The 16,950-nt window shown below is 43.3% G+C and carries 15 protein-coding genes and 1 pseudogene; 4 read left to right on the plus strand and 12 right to left on the minus strand.

Translation table 11 applies throughout. The annotated features are described in order from the left end of the window. Positions 1-12: 12 nt before the first annotated feature. The 3 genes from AC30SF_RS00635 to gpt all read right to left on the minus strand — a co-directional run bounded on the left by AC30SF_RS00635 (position 13) and on the right by gpt (position 2,720). Positions 13-840, minus strand: a complete 828-nt coding sequence (locus AC30SF_RS00635) for a divergent polysaccharide deacetylase family protein (protein ID WP_489607232.1) — start codon at positions 838-840, stop codon at positions 13-15. Then, positions 837-2,003, minus strand: a complete 1,167-nt coding sequence (envC, locus tag AC30SF_RS00640; RefSeq protein WP_489608289.1) for a murein hydrolase activator EnvC — start codon at positions 2,001-2,003, stop codon at positions 837-839. Before envC ends, AC30SF_RS00635 begins: the two co-directional genes overlap by 4 nt. A 252-nt stretch (positions 2,004-2,255) precedes the next feature. After that, complete coding sequence (gene gpt / locus AC30SF_RS00645; protein ID WP_021616013.1) at positions 2,256-2,720, minus strand: xanthine phosphoribosyltransferase; 465 nt, start codon at positions 2,718-2,720, stop codon at positions 2,256-2,258. 114 nt (positions 2,721-2,834) lie between these two features. On the opposite strand from gpt, the gene AC30SF_RS00650 reads away from it, so the two are divergent. After that, positions 2,835-4,301, plus strand: a complete 1,467-nt coding sequence (locus AC30SF_RS00650) for an aminoacyl-histidine dipeptidase (protein ID WP_489607233.1) — start codon at positions 2,835-2,837, stop codon at positions 4,299-4,301. 452 nt (positions 4,302-4,753) lie between these two features. Here the strand turns inward: AC30SF_RS00650 and gltS are convergent, their stop codons facing one another. Then, a complete protein-coding gene (gene gltS, locus AC30SF_RS00655) occupies positions 4,754-5,962 on the minus strand; it encodes a sodium/glutamate symporter (RefSeq protein ID WP_489607234.1) in 1,209 nt (402 codons plus the stop codon). A 309-nt stretch (positions 5,963-6,271) separates the two neighbouring features. On the opposite strand from gltS, the gene AC30SF_RS00660 reads away from it, so the two are divergent. Further along, entirely contained in the window at positions 6,272-7,312 is a 1,041-nt protein-coding gene (locus tag AC30SF_RS00660; RefSeq protein ID WP_489608290.1) for a glycosyltransferase family 9 protein, read from the plus strand. Here AC30SF_RS00660 and yczE read toward each other — a convergent pair. Then, entirely contained in the window at positions 7,256-7,921 is a 666-nt protein-coding gene (yczE, locus tag AC30SF_RS00665; protein ID WP_315543455.1) for a membrane protein YczE, read from the minus strand. The two genes, AC30SF_RS00660 and yczE, sit on opposite strands and share 57 nt — an antisense overlap. 207 nt (positions 7,922-8,128) lie before the next feature. On the opposite strand from yczE, the gene mobB reads away from it, so the two are divergent. Both mobB and AC30SF_RS00675 read left to right on the plus strand, forming a co-directional pair. Further along, positions 8,129-8,635: a molybdopterin-guanine dinucleotide biosynthesis protein MobB gene (gene mobB / locus AC30SF_RS00670; protein WP_489607235.1), complete on the plus strand. Its 507-nt coding sequence runs from the start codon at positions 8,129-8,131 to the stop codon at positions 8,633-8,635. Positions 8,636-8,645: 10 nt separating this feature from the next. After that, positions 8,646-10,037: a DHA2 family efflux MFS transporter permease subunit gene (locus AC30SF_RS00675; protein WP_489607236.1), complete on the plus strand. Its 1,392-nt coding sequence runs from the start codon at positions 8,646-8,648 to the stop codon at positions 10,035-10,037. Positions 10,038-10,324: 287 nt separating this feature from the next. Here the strand turns inward: AC30SF_RS00675 and AC30SF_RS00680 are convergent, their stop codons facing one another. The 7 genes and pseudogenes from AC30SF_RS00680 to AC30SF_RS00710 all read right to left on the minus strand — a co-directional run bounded on the left by AC30SF_RS00680 (position 10,325) and on the right by AC30SF_RS00710 (position 16,947). Beyond that, on the minus strand, positions 10,325-10,699 hold the full coding sequence (locus tag AC30SF_RS00680) for a DUF5376 family protein (protein ID WP_209363621.1): 375 nt from the start codon (positions 10,697-10,699) through the stop codon (positions 10,325-10,327). A 2-nt stretch (positions 10,700-10,701) separates the two neighbouring features. After that, entirely contained in the window at positions 10,702-11,052 is a 351-nt protein-coding gene (locus AC30SF_RS00685; RefSeq protein ID WP_489607237.1) for an EndoU domain-containing protein, read from the minus strand. Continuing rightward, positions 11,049-11,456 carry a DUF5376 family protein gene (locus tag AC30SF_RS00690; RefSeq protein ID WP_489607238.1) on the minus strand — a complete coding sequence of 136 codons (408 nt, stop codon included), beginning with the start codon at positions 11,454-11,456 and terminating at the stop codon, positions 11,049-11,051. Before AC30SF_RS00690 ends, AC30SF_RS00685 begins: the two co-directional genes overlap by 4 nt. A gap of 9 nt (positions 11,457-11,465) precedes the next feature. Beyond that, positions 11,466-14,855 (minus strand): annotated as a pseudogene (locus AC30SF_RS00695) (hemagglutinin repeat-containing protein); the annotation flags it as partial. Between the two features lie 686 nt (positions 14,856-15,541). Then, positions 15,542-16,018, minus strand: a complete 477-nt coding sequence (locus AC30SF_RS00700) for a hypothetical protein (protein WP_489607239.1) — start codon at positions 16,016-16,018, stop codon at positions 15,542-15,544. Between the two features lie 316 nt (positions 16,019-16,334). After that, a complete protein-coding gene (locus AC30SF_RS00705) occupies positions 16,335-16,580 on the minus strand; it encodes a hypothetical protein (protein WP_489607240.1) in 246 nt (81 codons plus the stop codon). A gap of 118 nt (positions 16,581-16,698) precedes the next feature. Then, positions 16,699-16,947, minus strand: a complete 249-nt coding sequence (locus AC30SF_RS00710) for a hypothetical protein (RefSeq protein ID WP_115179505.1) — start codon at positions 16,945-16,947, stop codon at positions 16,699-16,701. Positions 16,948-16,950: the final 3 nt, after the last annotated feature.

The raw sequence follows: 16,950 nt of genomic DNA on the forward strand, positions 1-16,950 counted from the left end.
CAAACGGCAAGACTAAGGCACACCACGCAACAATGGCACTGCGGTATAAGGTGGAATGGAGGTAGGCGAAGGCATTTCGCTAAAGAGAAGCATAAAAGGTTTTGGCGGTGCGATTTTTTCATTTCGCCACAAACTGCCCATAGAAACAAGCTGCACGTCCGCCGGCAAATTGGTGATGCCCGCTTGCAAGACGGCAATAGTATTTTTACGCGGATGCCCGATAGCAATGGCGATACCGTGTTTCTGCGCATATTGCACGGCAGCTTGAAATTGTCGTTGCACATCAGCAAACGTATCGCTGTCGTCTAAAAAGATATGCCGTTCTAACGTCCGCACACCTTGTTCTTTTGCCATTTTACCTGCCACACTGCGGCCAATAGTGCGGCTATCGAGGAAAGACAAATGACGCTCACGAAGTGCGGTCATTAATTTGGTCATTAAGGGCCCATCTGCCGTGGCGGCGCTGCCCATGTGATTATTCATCCCAATGGCGTTGGAAACAATATTATGAGCGGTTTGAACTCGGTGATTCACCTCCCCTTGCGACATTCCCAAATGCAACCCGCCGTCTTCAATTTTCATTTTAGACTGCGTTTCCATGGGCATATGAATGAGAATATCGCGCCCTTGTTGGAACGCCTGTTGATTACGTTGTTTGGCGTAAGGCGCAGCCGGAATAATCGCCACCGACACTGCTTTCGGCATTGCCAAAATCTGGGCATCTTCTTTTGCGTGATAGCCTAAATCGTCAATCACAATAGCAAGCTTGGCAGAATAGGCAAAGGGTGCCGCCAAAAGTGCAGTCGCCAACAACAACGTTTTTCTGATCACCCAATTCATCGCAACCAACCCAACGGATTTACTGCCACGCCTTTGCGACGAATCTCAAAATACAATCCGCTTTTCGATTGGCCACCGCTATTGCCCACTTCACCGATTTTTTGGCCGGCTTTCACGAGCTGCCCTTCTTTCACCGTAACCGATTGGTTATAGCCATACAAACTTAAATCGCTATCGCCATGTTTCACGATCACCATTAAGCCGTAACCTTGCAGCCAGTTGGCGAGAATCACCCGCCCGTCAGCAATAGCTTTCACCGGTGTACCGGCGCCCGCCGCAATCACGATCCCCTTCCAGCGTAACTCGCCCATTTGAGTTGAACCAAAACTGTTCACGACTTTGCCCACCACCGGAAAACCATATTGTTTTTTCGGTGTGCCTAACCCGGCGGTGCTGTTCAACAGTTGGCGCTCTTGCGCTGTTGGTTGATAAGGCTTGTGATTTTTCGTTTCTTCCGCCTGTTTTTTCTGTGCTAACGCCTCACGCTCACGCTGTTCTTGCTGACGCGCCGCCTGTTCCGCACGCTGGATTTCTTGGCGCAAGGCATTTTCGTTGGCTTTCAGCGCTTCTAATTTATTTTCATCTCGCGTTAAGTTTTGGTTCAGTTGGTTCAGCGTAGATTGGCGTTCCTTCTGTACTTTTTGCAATTCTTGCTGCTGTTTTTTCTGTCCGGCAAGTTGCGCTTGTTGCGTTTTATGTTGTTCTGCAATGGCGGCTTTTTGTTTTGCCAGCTGCTCCTGCGTATTCTTCAGCTCCTCAATTAACCCCATCCGTACTTGATTCAAATGCTCATAATACGCTTTCATGCGTTCTGCATTTTGCCCTTTATCGGACAGCATTCGCTCCGCCACCGATGGATTCGTGCCGGAACGATAGGCAGAATCCAATTGCTTCGCCAGTTTGGCTTTTTGCTCTTTTTCTTGTTTTTGTAACTGTTTGATTTGTCTATCGGTATCGCTGATCGTTTTGCGAATTTCTTTTAAATCGGATTCCGTTTGACGTAATTGCCCGATCACCGAATTAATCTGATTTTCTTGAGTTTTTAATGTGCTCTGTAGTTTCTGCTGTTCCCGCTTTTGCTGCTCTATTTTCTGTTTTTGTTGTTGAATTTGCTGATGAATTTTTGATAAATTATCCTCTTGCGCAGCAAAAGCCAGAGGCATAGCGCAGAAAAGTGCGGTCAATATCGGCAGTGTTTTGATGGAAGAGGAACGATAGCGAGAAAAAAGCGTCGTTTCTGTTTTAATCTTTAGGCATGAGTTCTCTATCATCATTGCAACCTTTAATATATTTTCTTTGTCATTAAAAATAAAAACCCACTTTTTAGCATCAGGCTAATCGGCGGGCTTTATATAGCGCATTCGATAGACTAAACCATCCAGCGCGATGAATAAAAAGTGCGGTGGCTTTTTACATTATTTTCGAGCCAACGGTGGAACGAAACAAATGCCCATATCCCAAGGCTGTTCGATCCACGTATTTTGTGGAATATCCACCACATAATCATCCACCAATTCCGCGCCGGCCGGTTTTGCGAAAACGGTAACAAAACGGGCGTTCGGATACATTTCGCGAATGGCGCGAGCGGTGTTGCCGGTATCCACTAAATCGTCAATCACGATGAAACCTTCACCGCCATTGTCTAATTGTGCTGCGTGTAACACCTGCAATTCGCCTTGTTTGTCATGATTATAACTGGCAATACACACGGTTTCCACATGGCGAATGCCTAACTCACGGGCCAATACGGCAGCCGGAAATAAGCCGCCACGACTGACAGCAACAATGCCTTTCCATTGAGAAGCGGGAAGTAAGCGTTCGGATAATTTTCGTGCGTGCATATGAAACATATCCCACGTCACAACGTATTTTTCACTCATAAATATTCACCTTTCAGGATTTTTGTGGCGCATAGCCCAAGAAATAAAATGGCGTTAGGATAACCTGAAATGGCATTTTATGCTATTATTTTCACTCATTTTTAAGGAGGAAATATGTCAGAAATACAACAACTCAGTCCGAATTCACTTTGGAAATGGTTCGATCAAATTTGTGCCATTCCGCATCCATCTTATCAAGAAAATGAGCTGGCGGAATTCATTGTGAATTGGGCAAAAGGTAAAGGATTTTATGCAGAACGTGATGAAGCGGGCAACGTCTTAATCCGCAAACCGGCGACAAAAGGCATGGAAAACCGCAAAAAAGTTGCCCTACAAGCCCATTTAGACATGGTGCCACAAGCTAATGAAGGCTGCCACCATAATTTCGCTACCGACCCGATTTTGCCTTACATTGATGGCGAATGGGTGCACGCTACTAACACTACTTTAGGTGCGGATAACGGCATCGGCATGGCCTCCACCTTAGCCATTTTAGACAGCGACGATATCGCTCATCCAGATTTGGAAGTGTTACTCACCATGACCGAAGAACGCGGCATGGAAGGCGCCCTTGGTTTACGCGCCAATTGGTTACAAAGTGAAATCATGATCAATACCGACACCGAAGAAAATGGGGAAATTTATGTCGGCTGTGCCGGCGGTGAAAATGCGAACATCCTTTTCCCGATTCAATATGAAAATAATGCCTTCACACATAGTTATCAGCTGGTGTTAAAAGACTTACGAGGCGGCCACTCCGGTTGCGATATTCACACCGGGCGCGCCAACGCCATTAAAGTCTTGGCACGTTTCTTAGCAGAATTTTCACAAAATCAACCGCACTTTGTTTTTGCCTTGAGCGATATTCGTGGCGGTTCCGTGCGCAATGCGATTCCGCGTGAAGCGTTTGCAACCTTGGCTTTTGATGGCGATGTTGCCACGTTAAAAAGTGCGATGGAAAATTTCAACGTTTTATTAAAAAACGAATTGGCATTAATTGAACCAAACTTCACCTTGACATTACAAGCTACCGAAAAAGCACCGCAAACTTTCTCTGTTGCCGACAGCCAACGTCTTATTCATTTGTTGAATGTGTTACCGAACGGCGTGATTCGCAATAGTGATGTGTTGGACAATGTGGTGGAAACCTCATTAAGTGTCGGCGTGCTAAAAACGGAAGACACACAAGTGAAAGCCACGATTTTAGTGCGTTCTTTAATCGAAAGTGGTAAAGAGTATGTGGCGGCAATGTTGAAATCATTAGCCGCATTAAGTGGCGCAAACGTAGAATTTGCCGGCAATTATCCAGGGTGGGAACCACAAGCGCATTCTGAAATTGTGGATTTAACTCACAAAATTTATGCAGAGGTTTTAGGCTATGAGCCGGCAATTAAAGTCATTCATGCCGGTCTGGAATGTGGCTTGTTGAAGAAAATCTATCCGAACATGGATATGGTGTCCATCGGGCCAACCATTAAAAACGCCCATTCGCCGGATGAAAAAGTCCATATTCCTGCGGTACAAATTTATTGGTCGTTAATCACGAAATTATTGGCAGAAATTCCGGTGAAAAACGCATAAAAATAAACAATAACAATCCTCACCTAAAACGTGCGGTTTTTAGGCTCCCCTCCCCTATAAGGCCTATACTTCACAAGCCCCTCAAGGGGCTTGTGAAAACCGGTCACCGTGTTTATTTTCATATTACTATTTTTGTGAATCGTAGCGTGCAACTTGTTGCACGAAATCATGAATGCCCGAAAGCGTTAAATAACGTTCCGTGCGTAATTTGGTCGTGCATCAAGATGCACGCTACGCATGAAATCGTGAATTACGCATCGAGGTTAATTATTCGTGCAACAAGATGTATGCTACGCACAAAATCGTAAATTACGCATCGAGGTTAATTATTCGTGCAACAAGTTGCACGCTACGAGGAAGGACTCCATACGCATAGCGTATGGTTTTTATAGCTATGGCTATAATAAAAAACCCTATTGATGCCTCAATAGGGTTTTTATTTTTTTACAATATTAATGTAAGGCAGTGACAACCACCATAAAGACTTTCAACAATGCCGCATTCACCAAGTCAATAAAGAAAGCACCGACCATCGGAACGATTAAGAAGGCTTTGTGAGACGGTCCAAAACGACTGGTGATGGCTTGCATATTGGCAACGGCGGTTGGTGTTGCCCCTAAGCCAAATCCACAGTGACCGGCACTTAACACCACCGCATCGTAGTCTTTGCCCATCATGCGATAGGTCACATAAATGGCAAAGGCTGCCATGAGTACCACTTGTAATGCCAAAATAATCATCACCGGTAATGCCAATCCGGCTAATTGCCATAATTTGAGAGACATTAACGCAATGGCAAGGAAGAAAGATAAACCGACGTTACCCAGTACATCCACGGCGGAATCCGCCACGTTAAATTTAAACACATGGGTGAGGGTGTTACGAATGATCACACCGGTAAATAAACACCATACGAAGGCTGGCAGGGCTAACGCAGTATCTTTGGTTTGCGCATATAAAAATTGTCCCACCAACAAGCAACAAACAAGCATGGTGATCGTTTCAATTAATGAACGGGTAGTAATTTTACGTTGGAACGTTGGATGTTCGAAGGCTTCTTGAATATCGCTATGTTCATCATTTTCAGGGCTTTCATCACGACGCATTTTCTTTAATAAATGGCGTGCGACCGGGCCACCAATCACACCGCCGCACACCAAACCAAAGGTGGCACAAGCCATGGCTAATTCAGTGGCGCCTTGTAATCCGAAGGTTTCTGTAAAGGTTTTAGCCCAAGCCGCACCGGTACCATGCCCCCCGGTGAGGGTAACGGAACCGGCGATTAAACCATAGGCCGGATCAATATTCAGCAATAAAGAACCTGCGATGCCTAAGATGTTTTGTAAAGCGATTAAAATTGCGGCCGCAATAACAAAAATAATTAACGGCTTGCCGCCTTTTACTAAGCGAGCAAAGTTTGCACTTAACCCGATAGAGGAGAAAAAGACAAGCATCATGGCAGTTTGTAAGTTGGTGTCAAACGTAAAAGAAATGCCCCAACCTTGGTATAACACGGTCAATGCGATTGCGACTAAAAAACCACCGACAACGGGTTCAGGAATATTATAGTTTTTTAAAATGGAAATACGTTTTACAAGGAAATACCCAAGCAACAGCACAAAGCCGGCTAATGCGAGGGTTTCATAGGTATTAAAATTCATAGACTGTCCTCTTTTTGATGGTTATTGACCTCAATCCATATTGAAGGCTTAACAATAGGAAAATTTATGTGATAAATAAATTTTTCTTATCTATCAGGAAAGGATTTTCAATGTAACAGAAAAAATTCATCACTTCTATAGGCAATCCGTTGTTTTTCAGGGGAAATTCAAGGAATTTAACAAAAATGTGACGAATGTTGCATTTATTTTACAATTAGTTAATTAGGCGATTTTCATTGGCATAACTCTTTTTAATCTGTCGCAGTCGGGCTAGAATACGCCCAATTTGGGCTAAAGAATGGAAACTTCATCATGAATGTATTAGTGATCAGAAACGATAAATTGGGCGATTTTATGTTGGCGTGGCCGGCGTTTGCGATGTTAAAAGCATCGGATCCATCACTAAAACTGACCGCACTTGTGCCGTCTTACACGGCTGAGCTGGCGCGCACTTGCCCTTATTTAGATGATGTGCTCATTGATGCACCTAAAAACGACAAAATGGCATTTCAGCGCGTTGTCAGTGAGATTAAAGCACGGCAATTTGATGCGATGATCAGCTTCTTTTCCAATACACATAACGCCAAGTTAGCGTGGAAATGCCGTATTCCTTACCGCTTGGCACCAGCGACCAAATGGGTACAGTTTTTTTATAATCATCGTTTAACGCAACGCCGTTCTCAATCGGCCAAGCCAGAATTTGAATATAACTTGGATTTGGCGCGTGCCTTTTTACGCGATCACAAAATCCCTGTGGTTGAGCCACGCACACCGTATCTTTCCTTTGAGCAAAGTGCGGTGGATATTCAGCGTAAATTTTTGTGCGACCAGCTCCAGATCGATACCTCGAAAAAATGGATTTTTCTACACAGTGGCTCCGGCGGCTCTGCCAATAATTTGTCGCTTACGCAATATGCGCAATTAATCCAAGGTCTCTTGTGCCATTTGGATGTCTATGTGATTTTAACCGCCGGCCCAACTGAAAGTGAAAAAGCCCATGAATTAGCGGGATTAGTGCAGGATCCACGCGTTGTGATTTATGATAAAAATAAAGGGTTGGTGGATTTTGCGCATTCTTTAGCTTGTGCTGATTTATTTATCGCCGGTTCCACCGGACCGTTGCACCTAAGCGGTGCGTTAAACGTACCGACCATCGGATTTTACCCAAGCCGTCGTTCCGCGACGCCTTTGCGTTGGCAGCCGATTAATGATGCCCATAAGCACTTAGCGTTCTGCCCACCGAATGATAAAACCAGCCAAACGGATTTAACGCAAATTAAGATTGAGGAAAAGCTAGAGGAAATTATCGGTTTTATGACGAAAATATGGCACGCGGCTGATAAAAAATAAGGTGTATTGCACCACCCAACCAATGCCGAAGGCAAACATGAGCGTGCCAATGCCTAATACGCCGCCAAGTAGGAACCCGAACACACAGACCAACACTTCAATAGACGTGCGCACGATGCCGATTTTCCAATGAAAATGTTGGCATAAGCCGACCATTAAGCCATCTCGTGGGCCGGAGCCTTGGTGGCAGGTTAAATAAAAAGCAGTGCCGATGCCAAACAATAAAATGCCAACAATGGCATAAGCAAAACGGGCATAAAGTGCGGTGGGTTTTGGCAGTAAATAGGTTGTTACGCCCAAAACAAACGCAATTACAAAAATGTTTATGACGGTGGCAAGCCCGGGTTTGAGTTTTAGCGGAAACCACGCCAACATGACAATGAGGCTGATCATCCAAGAGGCCCAACCTACGCTAAACTGTCCTTGTGTCGCCACGCCTTGGGATAATACCGTCCAGGGCGCAGAGCCTAAATCCGACAACAATAACAACCCCTCGCCGAATCCAATGCTCGTTAAGGCGCATAGCAAAACGCTGAGGGATTTCAATTCAATCGACCAGAGCGATTTTGCAGCCCAAGAGGTATGTGGAAACACGTGCGGTTTTTTCATGGCGTCATATTACTCGCGATTATTCGGGTACGGATTAAGGCATCCTATTCGACAATGCCTTAAGAAAGAAGATATGTTACAACAAACGGCGCGGAAAGTACGCTAAAACGCAAGAGAAAACCAAAAACGCCTCCATGTCGGTGAATTCCTTTTCTGCCTCAGGTTGTTATATAATCAACCGCATTCAACCCTCTCTAAGGATCACCTATGCTTCCCATGCTTGGCATTACCGGTTACAGCGGTAGCGGCAAAACCACATTATTAGAAAAATTGTTACCGGCATTGCAACAGCGCAATTTACGCCCAGCCGTGATTAAACATAGTCATCACAATGCGCAAATTGACAAAGAAGGCAAAGACAGTTGGCGCATGAAAGAGGCGGGCGCGGCGCAAGTGATTATGGCCTGTGATCAACGTTGGGCGTTAATGACGGAAACGCCACAAAGTGTCTCTTTGCCTTATTTAGCCCAACAATTTGACCGTGCATTAACCGATTTTGTGTTGGTGGAAGGCTTTAAGCAAGAGCCGATTGAAAAAATTCTGCTTCATCGCCAAGGAATGACAAAGCCATTGCCGGCGCTTGACGACTATGTTCTTGCCGTGGCGACCGATTATTCGTTAGCCTGCGAAAAACCGGTTTTAGACATCAATCACATCGAGCAAATTGCCGACTTTATTGCGGCGTGGTACCAACACAAGTGCGGTGAAATTTAAGCGTATTTTTATGAGTCAGCATCAACATTACCGACACCTTGCCCTTATCGCCGCCATGGCATTGTTTATGCAATCCCTTGACGCAACGATTCTCAATACCGCGTTGCCGGCGATTTCCGCCAGCCTGAATGAATCGCCATTAGAAATGCAAATGACGATTATCAGCTATTCACTTACGGTTGCCTTGTTTATTCCACTCACCGGCTGGATGGCAGATAAATATGGCACGTTAAATGTTTTCCGTGCTGCCGTGGGGGTTTTTGTGTTGGGATCGGTGGCTTGTGCCATGGCAAATTCGCTAAACGCCTTGATTGGGTCACGGATTTTGCAAGGCGTGGGCGGTGCGTTGATGATGCCTGTTGCGCGTTTAACGATCATTCGGAATGTGCCCAAAACCCAGTTGGTTGCTGCGTGGAACGCTATGGCGATGGCAGGGCTTATCGGCCCTGTATTAGGGCCTATCGTGGGCGGTTGGTTGGTCACACATGCCACATGGCATTGGATTTTCTTAATTAATATTCCCATCGGCGTACTCGGCATAGTATTTGCCGGGCGTTATATGCCAAATAGCACAGGAAAAATAAAGAAGCTGGATTGGATTGGTTTCATCTTATTTGCGGGGGGCTTAGCAGGCGTTACCCTCGGGTTGGACTTGCTGTCGGAAGAGCGCGCCAATTCAGGGCTCACTGCCGTCATGTTAAGCGCAGGTTTCATCAGTTTTCTGCTTTATTATTTCTACGCAAAACGTGCGCAAAATCCGTTGTTACCGCTGAATGTCTTTCGGGTTCGTACGTTTCGTATTGGCATGATTGCCAACATCTTTATCCGTTTAACCGCCTCGGGCATTCCTTTCCTCATGCCTTTGATGTTACAGCTCGTCTTTCATTACGGCGCTGATATTGCCGGTTGGTTACTTGCGCCCATTGCACTCAGTTCCATTATCACGAAATCCTTTGCCGGCAAAGTCTTAGCGCGTTTCGGCTACAAAACAACGCTTATTTCCACCGCACTTTCCATGACGCTTGCAGTTATTGCTATGAGCCTACTTAATCAACACGCTGCATTATGGCTGCTTGTCTGCGTTTTGGCGTGGTATGGTTGTTGTATGTCCATTATCTTCACTGCCATCAACACCCTCACTGTTTGTGAACTCAGCGACCACAATGCCAGCACAGGCGCTACCTACCTCAGCGTCATCCAACAAGTCGGCATCAGCATCGGCATCGCCGTCTCTGCCGTCATTTTAGATCGTTACCGCCATGTTATCGGCGAACAAGGCGAGCAACTACAACAGGCATTCAGCTACACGTTCCTCACTTCCACCCTCTTCGGCATAGCCTTGCTATGGACATTGCTTTACCTCAAAAAAAGCGATGGCGCAGGAAATTTTCACCGGAAATAGACGATATCAAAACTCCATTCCCCACATTTCATGTAACGTGTTGTACGAATGAAAATACGCTAATGAGGTGGATAGATCGCCTCATAGCGTGCAACTTGTTGCACGAATAAAAACACGAGCATGAGATGGATAGGTCGCCTCGTAGCGTGCAACTTGTTGCACGAAATGAAAATACGCGCATGAGATGGATAGGTCGTGCATCAAGATGCACGCTACAGGGTAAATTTAAAGTGCGGTCAATTTTCGAGAAGTTTTAAAACTCTTTGAAAATCAACCGCACTTTCAACTTAAAATTCTAAGCGCTGTGTTAAGCCTTCTTCCGGTTCTTGACTTCGGAAAATCAGCCATAACCTCAACACATCAATCATAATTCCACGCGGTAAAGTGAGATAAAGTGACTCCTCTTCTTGGGCAAAGAGAAAATAAAAATTCACTTGATCGTTCATCACTTCAACACACCAAGAATTGGATGAAATATCTGCTTCTTGAATCGTCTCATCTGTTAAGATTGACAATGAATGATCTAAAAAAGAGAAATAATTTGGACCTCCCATTGGATCATTCAAATAACCGGTTAATGGATTTAGTTGGTGATTTTCCTCTAAATGGCAAGTTGGAATAATTTGCCCTTTATGCTGAATATACGTAAAAATAAGCTTCATCTTCACTCCTGCTCAGCACTTGGAAAAGCAGTCACGACAGGATAGGTATAGCCTTCTATGCGCACGCCTGAATTTGAAATGCCAACCCACATACCTTCAGCTTTACGAATAGGATCTAAATCATCTACTTGATTCATATAAGCAGAATTAATTTCCACTTTGATGCGATCTGCCGTCCATGTTTGGGGAAACATCAAGGTCTCCCCATTATTATTGGTTTTTGCAATATATTGATTGGTTTCACTATCAAACGCGGAAATTTGTGCAAGATATACACCATTTGGATAAGTGTATAATATCCGTTCAACACGGATATTGCCTAAAGCGGAATGTCCACCGATCATGACTGTCATTTATAAGCCTCCTCTGAATCAACAATTTCTTGGTAGTTTGGATGCTTTAATTCTACAGGTCTTTCAATGAAACTATACCAGCGTCTAGCTAAATACATTAACTCCTCTCTATCTATAATATAATATATTTCTTCACTAGGATCATAATCTGCAGGTCTATCTTCAGGTAAATACAAGGAGAATCCCAAATATACCTTATCCTTATCTATTACTGCATCCATCACATCCGTACTAACATAATCTTTATCTATAGATAAATCGGCTAATGTAATACTACTATCAAATTTTAAAGTATCTAAATATATACGTACATATTCATCTCTCCAGGAGTGATTTTCATCATTTAAAAACACACAAGTTGATTTATAAAAACTTGAATCATCAAACTTAAATAATAGTTTCATATACTTTTCCTAATTATAACTAGGAGCCTTAGGATAAATAGTGTCGATTTTTCCATTTTCCTTAACATACCAACGAACTTCAACTCCTGATTTTGTCACTCCTTTCCACTCAGACTTAGTACTAGGAACTTTGCTAGCATTTTTAAATGCATGCTCCAATTCAACTCGCAATCTATCCTGAGTCCAAGTTCTTGGAAACATTGTTGACACACTATCTTTTTCCTTACCGGATTTTTCTAAAAATGGCTTGGCATTTGGATCTTTTAAAGCCCTAGGATTTGGAATAGAAACTTTAGCCTCATAAACACCGTTTGCATATTCTTTAATTACTTTTTCCACTTTTACATTTCCGAGAGTGGTATGTCCCCCTTTAAAGAAATTACCTCTTGGCTCACCATTAATAATATGGTTTTCTAACACTTTATCAGAAATTGGTAACTTAATATTTTTCGCCAACTCCTTAGCTTCTCTATTTAAATTCTGTTCATTTAAATAAAAATCTTTTTGGCGATTAGAAATCCTTTCATTTAACCCTTTATTTCGATTTCCTCCTAGACTGGCGATGTTCTTCGACTCATAAAACCCATTCACCGAACTCTTAAGATGGTCAGCGGCTTCTTTTTGATACTTAATCGCCTCGGCAACATTCCCTGCTTTTTCAGCAGCTTTCGCCATGTTAAGTGCGTTCTTCGCCTCTTTTAACGGCTTCGTGACAACATCCGCACCGGGAATCAACCCTACTGTTGCCAACGCATAGTCAATACCATTTTCCGCCTCTACAAAGGATTTTATATCTCCAATTATCGGCGTAAAGTCCGCTAAAAATGCACCTACATCCCCCGTGGTTCTTAAGTTTTTAACCAATTCAGGATGCGCTTTTTCAAATTCTTCCGCAGCTTGGCGCGCCGCTTCGCTTAACTGAGTTTGCACTGTGGCATTTGCGACTAAACCGTTAGCATAATCCGTGGATTTATACGCTTGGTCAAAGAAGTTATTCTCCACTGCCCCTTTCGCTGTTTGTGCGGCAATGCCCACACCATCCGAACTGTTCGCAAGTGCCCCACCGGCTATGCCGGCTGCCGCTTGGCTTAATGTGGAGACCGTGAGTTTTTCTTCTTGGCTTAACGCATTCGGGGATTTGCCATAAAGTGTTTCGGCGATAACCTTGGCGGCAGCTTCGCCGGCCACCGCGCCCGCAGCACCTGCGGCAACATTACGGTTGCCTGCATAAGCCTCCACGGCGCCCCACAATGCATGGGCAGTTAAATTGACCGCATCACTTTGGCCTTTTGTGGCTTCTTTGATGTGATGGTTTACCATAGGGGATAAACCTGAAGCCACCACTTCCGCAGCCGGTCTGCCGGCAAGTGCGGTACTCAGTACGTTCATGGCCGAATCCACCAATCGGCGTTGGCGTCCCCCGGTTTCCCATTCCTTGGCTGCTTGGTCGGCCTTATCAAACTGCATTTGAGCTTGTCTTTCTAAAGTGCGGTTACTTTCCGAATCGTTTTCTTTAACCGCCTTTTGCGCTTGCTCTAATGCCACTGCCGCCTCATATTTTTGTTTGCGGGCTTTTTCGCTCAGTTTTTCGATAATCAAGGCCGCTCCTTGACTTAGGTTGTTGCCAAACTGCTCGGTGACGTCGCGTTGTAAATCCAGCTCTTTTTGTACTTTGTCTTTATCAAAATGATTTTCCAACTTGCCGGCATGCTGCGCGGCATTATCCGTAGTGACCTCGGTCTTAATGCGGTCTCGGGTTTGCTCAACCGTTTCACCGGTTTTCGCCAGTTGTCCCGCTTGGTCTCTAATTTCAATATTCGAAGTATTAATACCACTTCTTGTTGTACTGGATTGATTTTCTTTATCTGAGCCGTAGCCGAGGCCTAAGGTAGATTGCAACGAGGCCAAACCGGTTGCCGATTTCGCACGATTAGCATTGCCCTCCGTGTCGGTCGCACTGACCGTTTCCTTGCCGTTTTTATCCAAATAAACCGGATTGCCCTTGCTATCGGTCGCCTGTTTACTACTTTGTGCTTGACCCTCTTTACCAAACGGTGTGTCAAAATTCGCTGCCACACTGCCGCTCACACCAAAGCTTGAACCGCTATAGTTTGAATGGTTTTCAAGGTCTGAATGTGTAATCGTTCCCGTACTAAACCGGTTTTTGCCCTCATCCTCCGCCTTTTGTGTCGAGGTGATGAGACCGCCTTTTAAATCCGTATGGTTGACGTTGATGTCATACCCCTCATCCCCTGCATAGATGCCGGCTTGTTCATTCACACTCGCGTGGTCGGCATGGATGTTTGACTTGTTGAAACTACCTCCAACGGATGCGCCATAACCCACCGTCACACTCCCACTTCCGTTCATTTGTTTGCCTTTGTATGTGGCAGTGTCTTGCAGGCTTTCGATGTTGAGGTTTTGAGCATTGACTTCTACACGTTTGCCTTTCACTTGGCTACCGATAATATTGGCATCACCACCGGCTTGAATCACGGTTTTACTTTGGCTATCACCTACGTGGCTAGCCACATAAGTGGTTTCATCTCCATTGCCATAGCCTTTTCCGTAATTACCGCCTAAAGTAGCCCCAACAGCCGCACCATTGCTCACTTTCATCGCCACCCCCACATTAAAGCCGCTCGATTTATTGGTGCTGCGCTCTTTGTGCGTTTGTTCGGCTGCCGTGATGTTGATGTCATTGTCCGCCTCCAAGAAGGTCCCTTGTTTACCGGACACATCCGAACCTTGAATCGTGATGTTGGATGCTTTGCCTGCCCCTGTGGCAACAATATTCACTTTGCCTCCGGCATTCACTTGTGATTTGGCCGCGGTTTTGCCTTCAGTATGCGTACGTGATTCGCTCTTTTGTTGACCGTAAGTGATTTGTGCTCCCACGACGGAATCCATATTTCCATTTTCCATCGCCTCTTGCACCGCTTTTCCTGCCTGTCCCACCGCTTGTCCGGCTCGATAGGCATCCATCGCCGAGTTCGCCGCCGCCATGGCATTGATTCGGTCATTTTTGCTTTGACCGACGCGCTCAACGGATTTCACCGTCCCTTGCACGGCTTGTAAAGCAGACAGTATCGGCGAGGTGACGGCAAGGGTTACCCCTTTTTGCTCAAAGGTTTGTTTGGTATTGGTTTCATATTTATCATCTGCCGCTTTAATGTCGACGTTTTTCGCCAAAATATTGACATCGCCGTTCACCGCACTCACCTGACTTGCCGTTTGGCTGTAATGGTTCTCTGCGATGAGGGTAGTGTTGCCATTTAAGCTCCCCACTTGGCTGCCCTGGGCATAAAACTTCGTTTTATCGCTTTCTAGCGTTTGCTTTTGGGCACCAAACGTAACCCCTAGGCCTCCTTCGCCCAACACGCCTGATTTTTTCCCAGATAGTGCGCGTTTCCTAACGCGTGCCAAAAACATCCATTTTGTTTGATTCAGGTTTTCACTATTTTTATTAACAACTTCATTCAGTTTGTCTATTTTAGTTAGATTCAAGCACACGTCAGGAGACGCGCGCTATCTAAGAGGGCTATCTTTTGGATTACTATCATTAATAATTACTTTCTCACTTTATTTGAAATTATTATTGATAACAAGAGCAAAGGAGTACCTAAAAAGAAACCTTTAAAACAAAAAATAATTATTTCTCTTACCTCCTCCCAAGAAATATATCCTCCATTAATTATAAAAGACATAATAATTAAAAATATAGAAACCCCTACAGATAAAATCACAGATAGAAAAACAGAATAAATAAAATACTGGAGAATCTTACTTATCACTATAAACACCTCCAATCTGATTTTTTATATTTTTTTCATTATTATTTAATTTCTGATTTAAGTATTCGCTAGTAAAAGAATCTACTGCCGTTCCAAACTTAGCCGGATACCCCACGATGGCGCGCGTCTCCTGACGCGTGTCCAAAACATCCGTTTCAGTTGATTCAGGTCCTCACTATTTTCATTAACAACTTTATTCGGTTTGTCTATTTTAGTTAGATTCAAGCACGCGTCAGGAGACGCGCGCTATCTAGGAGTGAATTATTTAATATACACACATCCCTATTTATCTTATTGTATGTGGTCATTTATTATTTTACATAAAATTATAACTAAACTTATAATTCCCCAAATAATTAAACAGATATTAGCTTTTACCCCAATTTTAATCCTATCTATAAAAGTTATGTTATTTAGCAAAACATCATCAGGATGAATATATACATCTTCTAAAGATTTATATGTCTCCCCCTCATCCCCACGAACTCTAGTACCATCATTTAATTTTTTGGCAATAGCTATTAGCTTTTCTATATGCTTATCATCCGTGGTATTAATGTAATATTCACCTTCAATACCTTCAGTATAAAAAATAGTAAAAGAAGGATCATCTTTATCATAATAGAACTCCAAAACTCCATTTTCATTTAATTCTTCCTTCATATTGAACTCTCTAAATAAAAACTCCCTAAACTTTTCTTTATTCATGATTAGTTTAGAAGAAATATCTTTTGTATCCGTATTAACTAAAGAAACATGATAAGCCATTATTTATCCTCACGATGGCGCGCGTCTCCTGACGCGTGCCCAAAACATCAATTTCGTTTTATTCAGTTTTTCATCTATTTTCATTAACAACTTTATTCAGTTTGTCTATTTTAGTTAGATTCAGGCATGTGCAGGAAACGCGCGCTATCTAGGAGCGTAATCATAGGGGATAATAAAAAGTGCGGTTCAATTTTTACGTGTTTGATAAAACACTTCAAAATCTTACCGCACTTTGACGATGATTAACATTTATATTTTGCCCGCTATTCGCAAACAAAAACATAAGTGTTTTTTTCCTCCCACTCGACTTTGCGATCTAATCCCAAAATCCATTTTCGTGTAAGCAGTTATTTAATTCCATGTCCGCTTTTTCCTTTTCTTCTTCAGTGTTTTCCGGTAAATATTTTGTTTCTTCAAAACAAATATCCCGTATTTTTTTTTCTTTATCAGATAATTTAGTTGGAATGTTACCATTCCACCATCTGACAAGATAAGAATCTTGCTCTAAGCCGCAACCGGATAAAGTAAGAATATATATAATAGTTAATATGATTTTTTTCATAATTAATTACGCCGGTGTTACCATTTTAGGTAATATAGATTTTTTTATAATCAATCTTCTACTAAGAGTAAATTTGAATTTAATTTTGTTAGCATATTTTTTTTAAACATCATCTATACTACCAGTATCCTTCTTGTTCCATGCAGGCTCTTGTATATGGAACTCTTTTCGAGCCATCAGGATCTATTGATTGAGGATACATTTCTTCAGATTTACGTATACATAGACTATATGCCTCCATTTCATTTTGAGATGGCATTACTCCGTTATTCCAAAATCTTTCAATGGGGTCATCAAATAACACTCCACAGCCAGATAAATAAAATATTAAAGGTAAAATAAAAATAACATAAAATATTTTATGCATTTA

The sequence above is a fragment of the Aggregatibacter valvarum genome, assembly GCF_980468985.1.

What these genes read in the sequence shown, in the direction of transcription:
- AC30SF_RS00635 (WP_489607232.1), bottom strand. Translation starts at nt 840, where the DNA reads ATGAATTGGGTGATCAGAAAAACGTTGTTGTTGGCGACTGCACTTTTG.
- envC (WP_489608289.1), bottom strand. Translation starts at nt 2,003, where the DNA reads ATGCCTCTGGCTTTTGCTGCGCAAGAGGATAATTTATCAAAAATTCAT.
- gpt (WP_021616013.1), bottom strand. Translation starts at nt 2,720, where the DNA reads ATGAGTGAAAAATACGTTGTGACGTGGGATATGTTTCATATGCACGCA.
- AC30SF_RS00650 (WP_489607233.1), top strand. Translation starts at nt 2,835, where the DNA reads ATGTCAGAAATACAACAACTCAGTCCGAATTCACTTTGGAAATGGTTC.
- gltS (WP_489607234.1), bottom strand. Translation starts at nt 5,962, where the DNA reads ATGAATTTTAATACCTATGAAACCCTCGCATTAGCCGGCTTTGTGCTG.
- yczE (WP_315543455.1), bottom strand. Translation starts at nt 7,921, where the DNA reads ATGAAAAAACCGCACGTGTTTCCACATACCTCTTGGGCTGCAAAATCG.
- mobB (WP_489607235.1), top strand. Translation starts at nt 8,129, where the DNA reads ATGCTTCCCATGCTTGGCATTACCGGTTACAGCGGTAGCGGCAAAACC.
- AC30SF_RS00675 (WP_489607236.1), top strand. Translation starts at nt 8,646, where the DNA reads ATGAGTCAGCATCAACATTACCGACACCTTGCCCTTATCGCCGCCATG.
- AC30SF_RS00680 (WP_209363621.1), bottom strand. Translation starts at nt 10,699, where the DNA reads ATGAAGCTTATTTTTACGTATATTCAGCATAAAGGGCAAATTATTCCA.
- AC30SF_RS00685 (WP_489607237.1), bottom strand. Translation starts at nt 11,052, where the DNA reads ATGACAGTCATGATCGGTGGACATTCCGCTTTAGGCAATATCCGTGTT.
- AC30SF_RS00690 (WP_489607238.1), bottom strand. Translation starts at nt 11,456, where the DNA reads ATGAAACTATTATTTAAGTTTGATGATTCAAGTTTTTATAAATCAACT.
- AC30SF_RS00700 (WP_489607239.1), bottom strand. Translation starts at nt 16,018, where the DNA reads ATGGCTTATCATGTTTCTTTAGTTAATACGGATACAAAAGATATTTCT.
- AC30SF_RS00705 (WP_489607240.1), bottom strand. Translation starts at nt 16,580, where the DNA reads ATGAAAAAAATCATATTAACTATTATATATATTCTTACTTTATCCGGT.
- AC30SF_RS00710 (WP_115179505.1), bottom strand. Translation starts at nt 16,947, where the DNA reads ATGCATAAAATATTTTATGTTATTTTTATTTTACCTTTAATATTTTAT.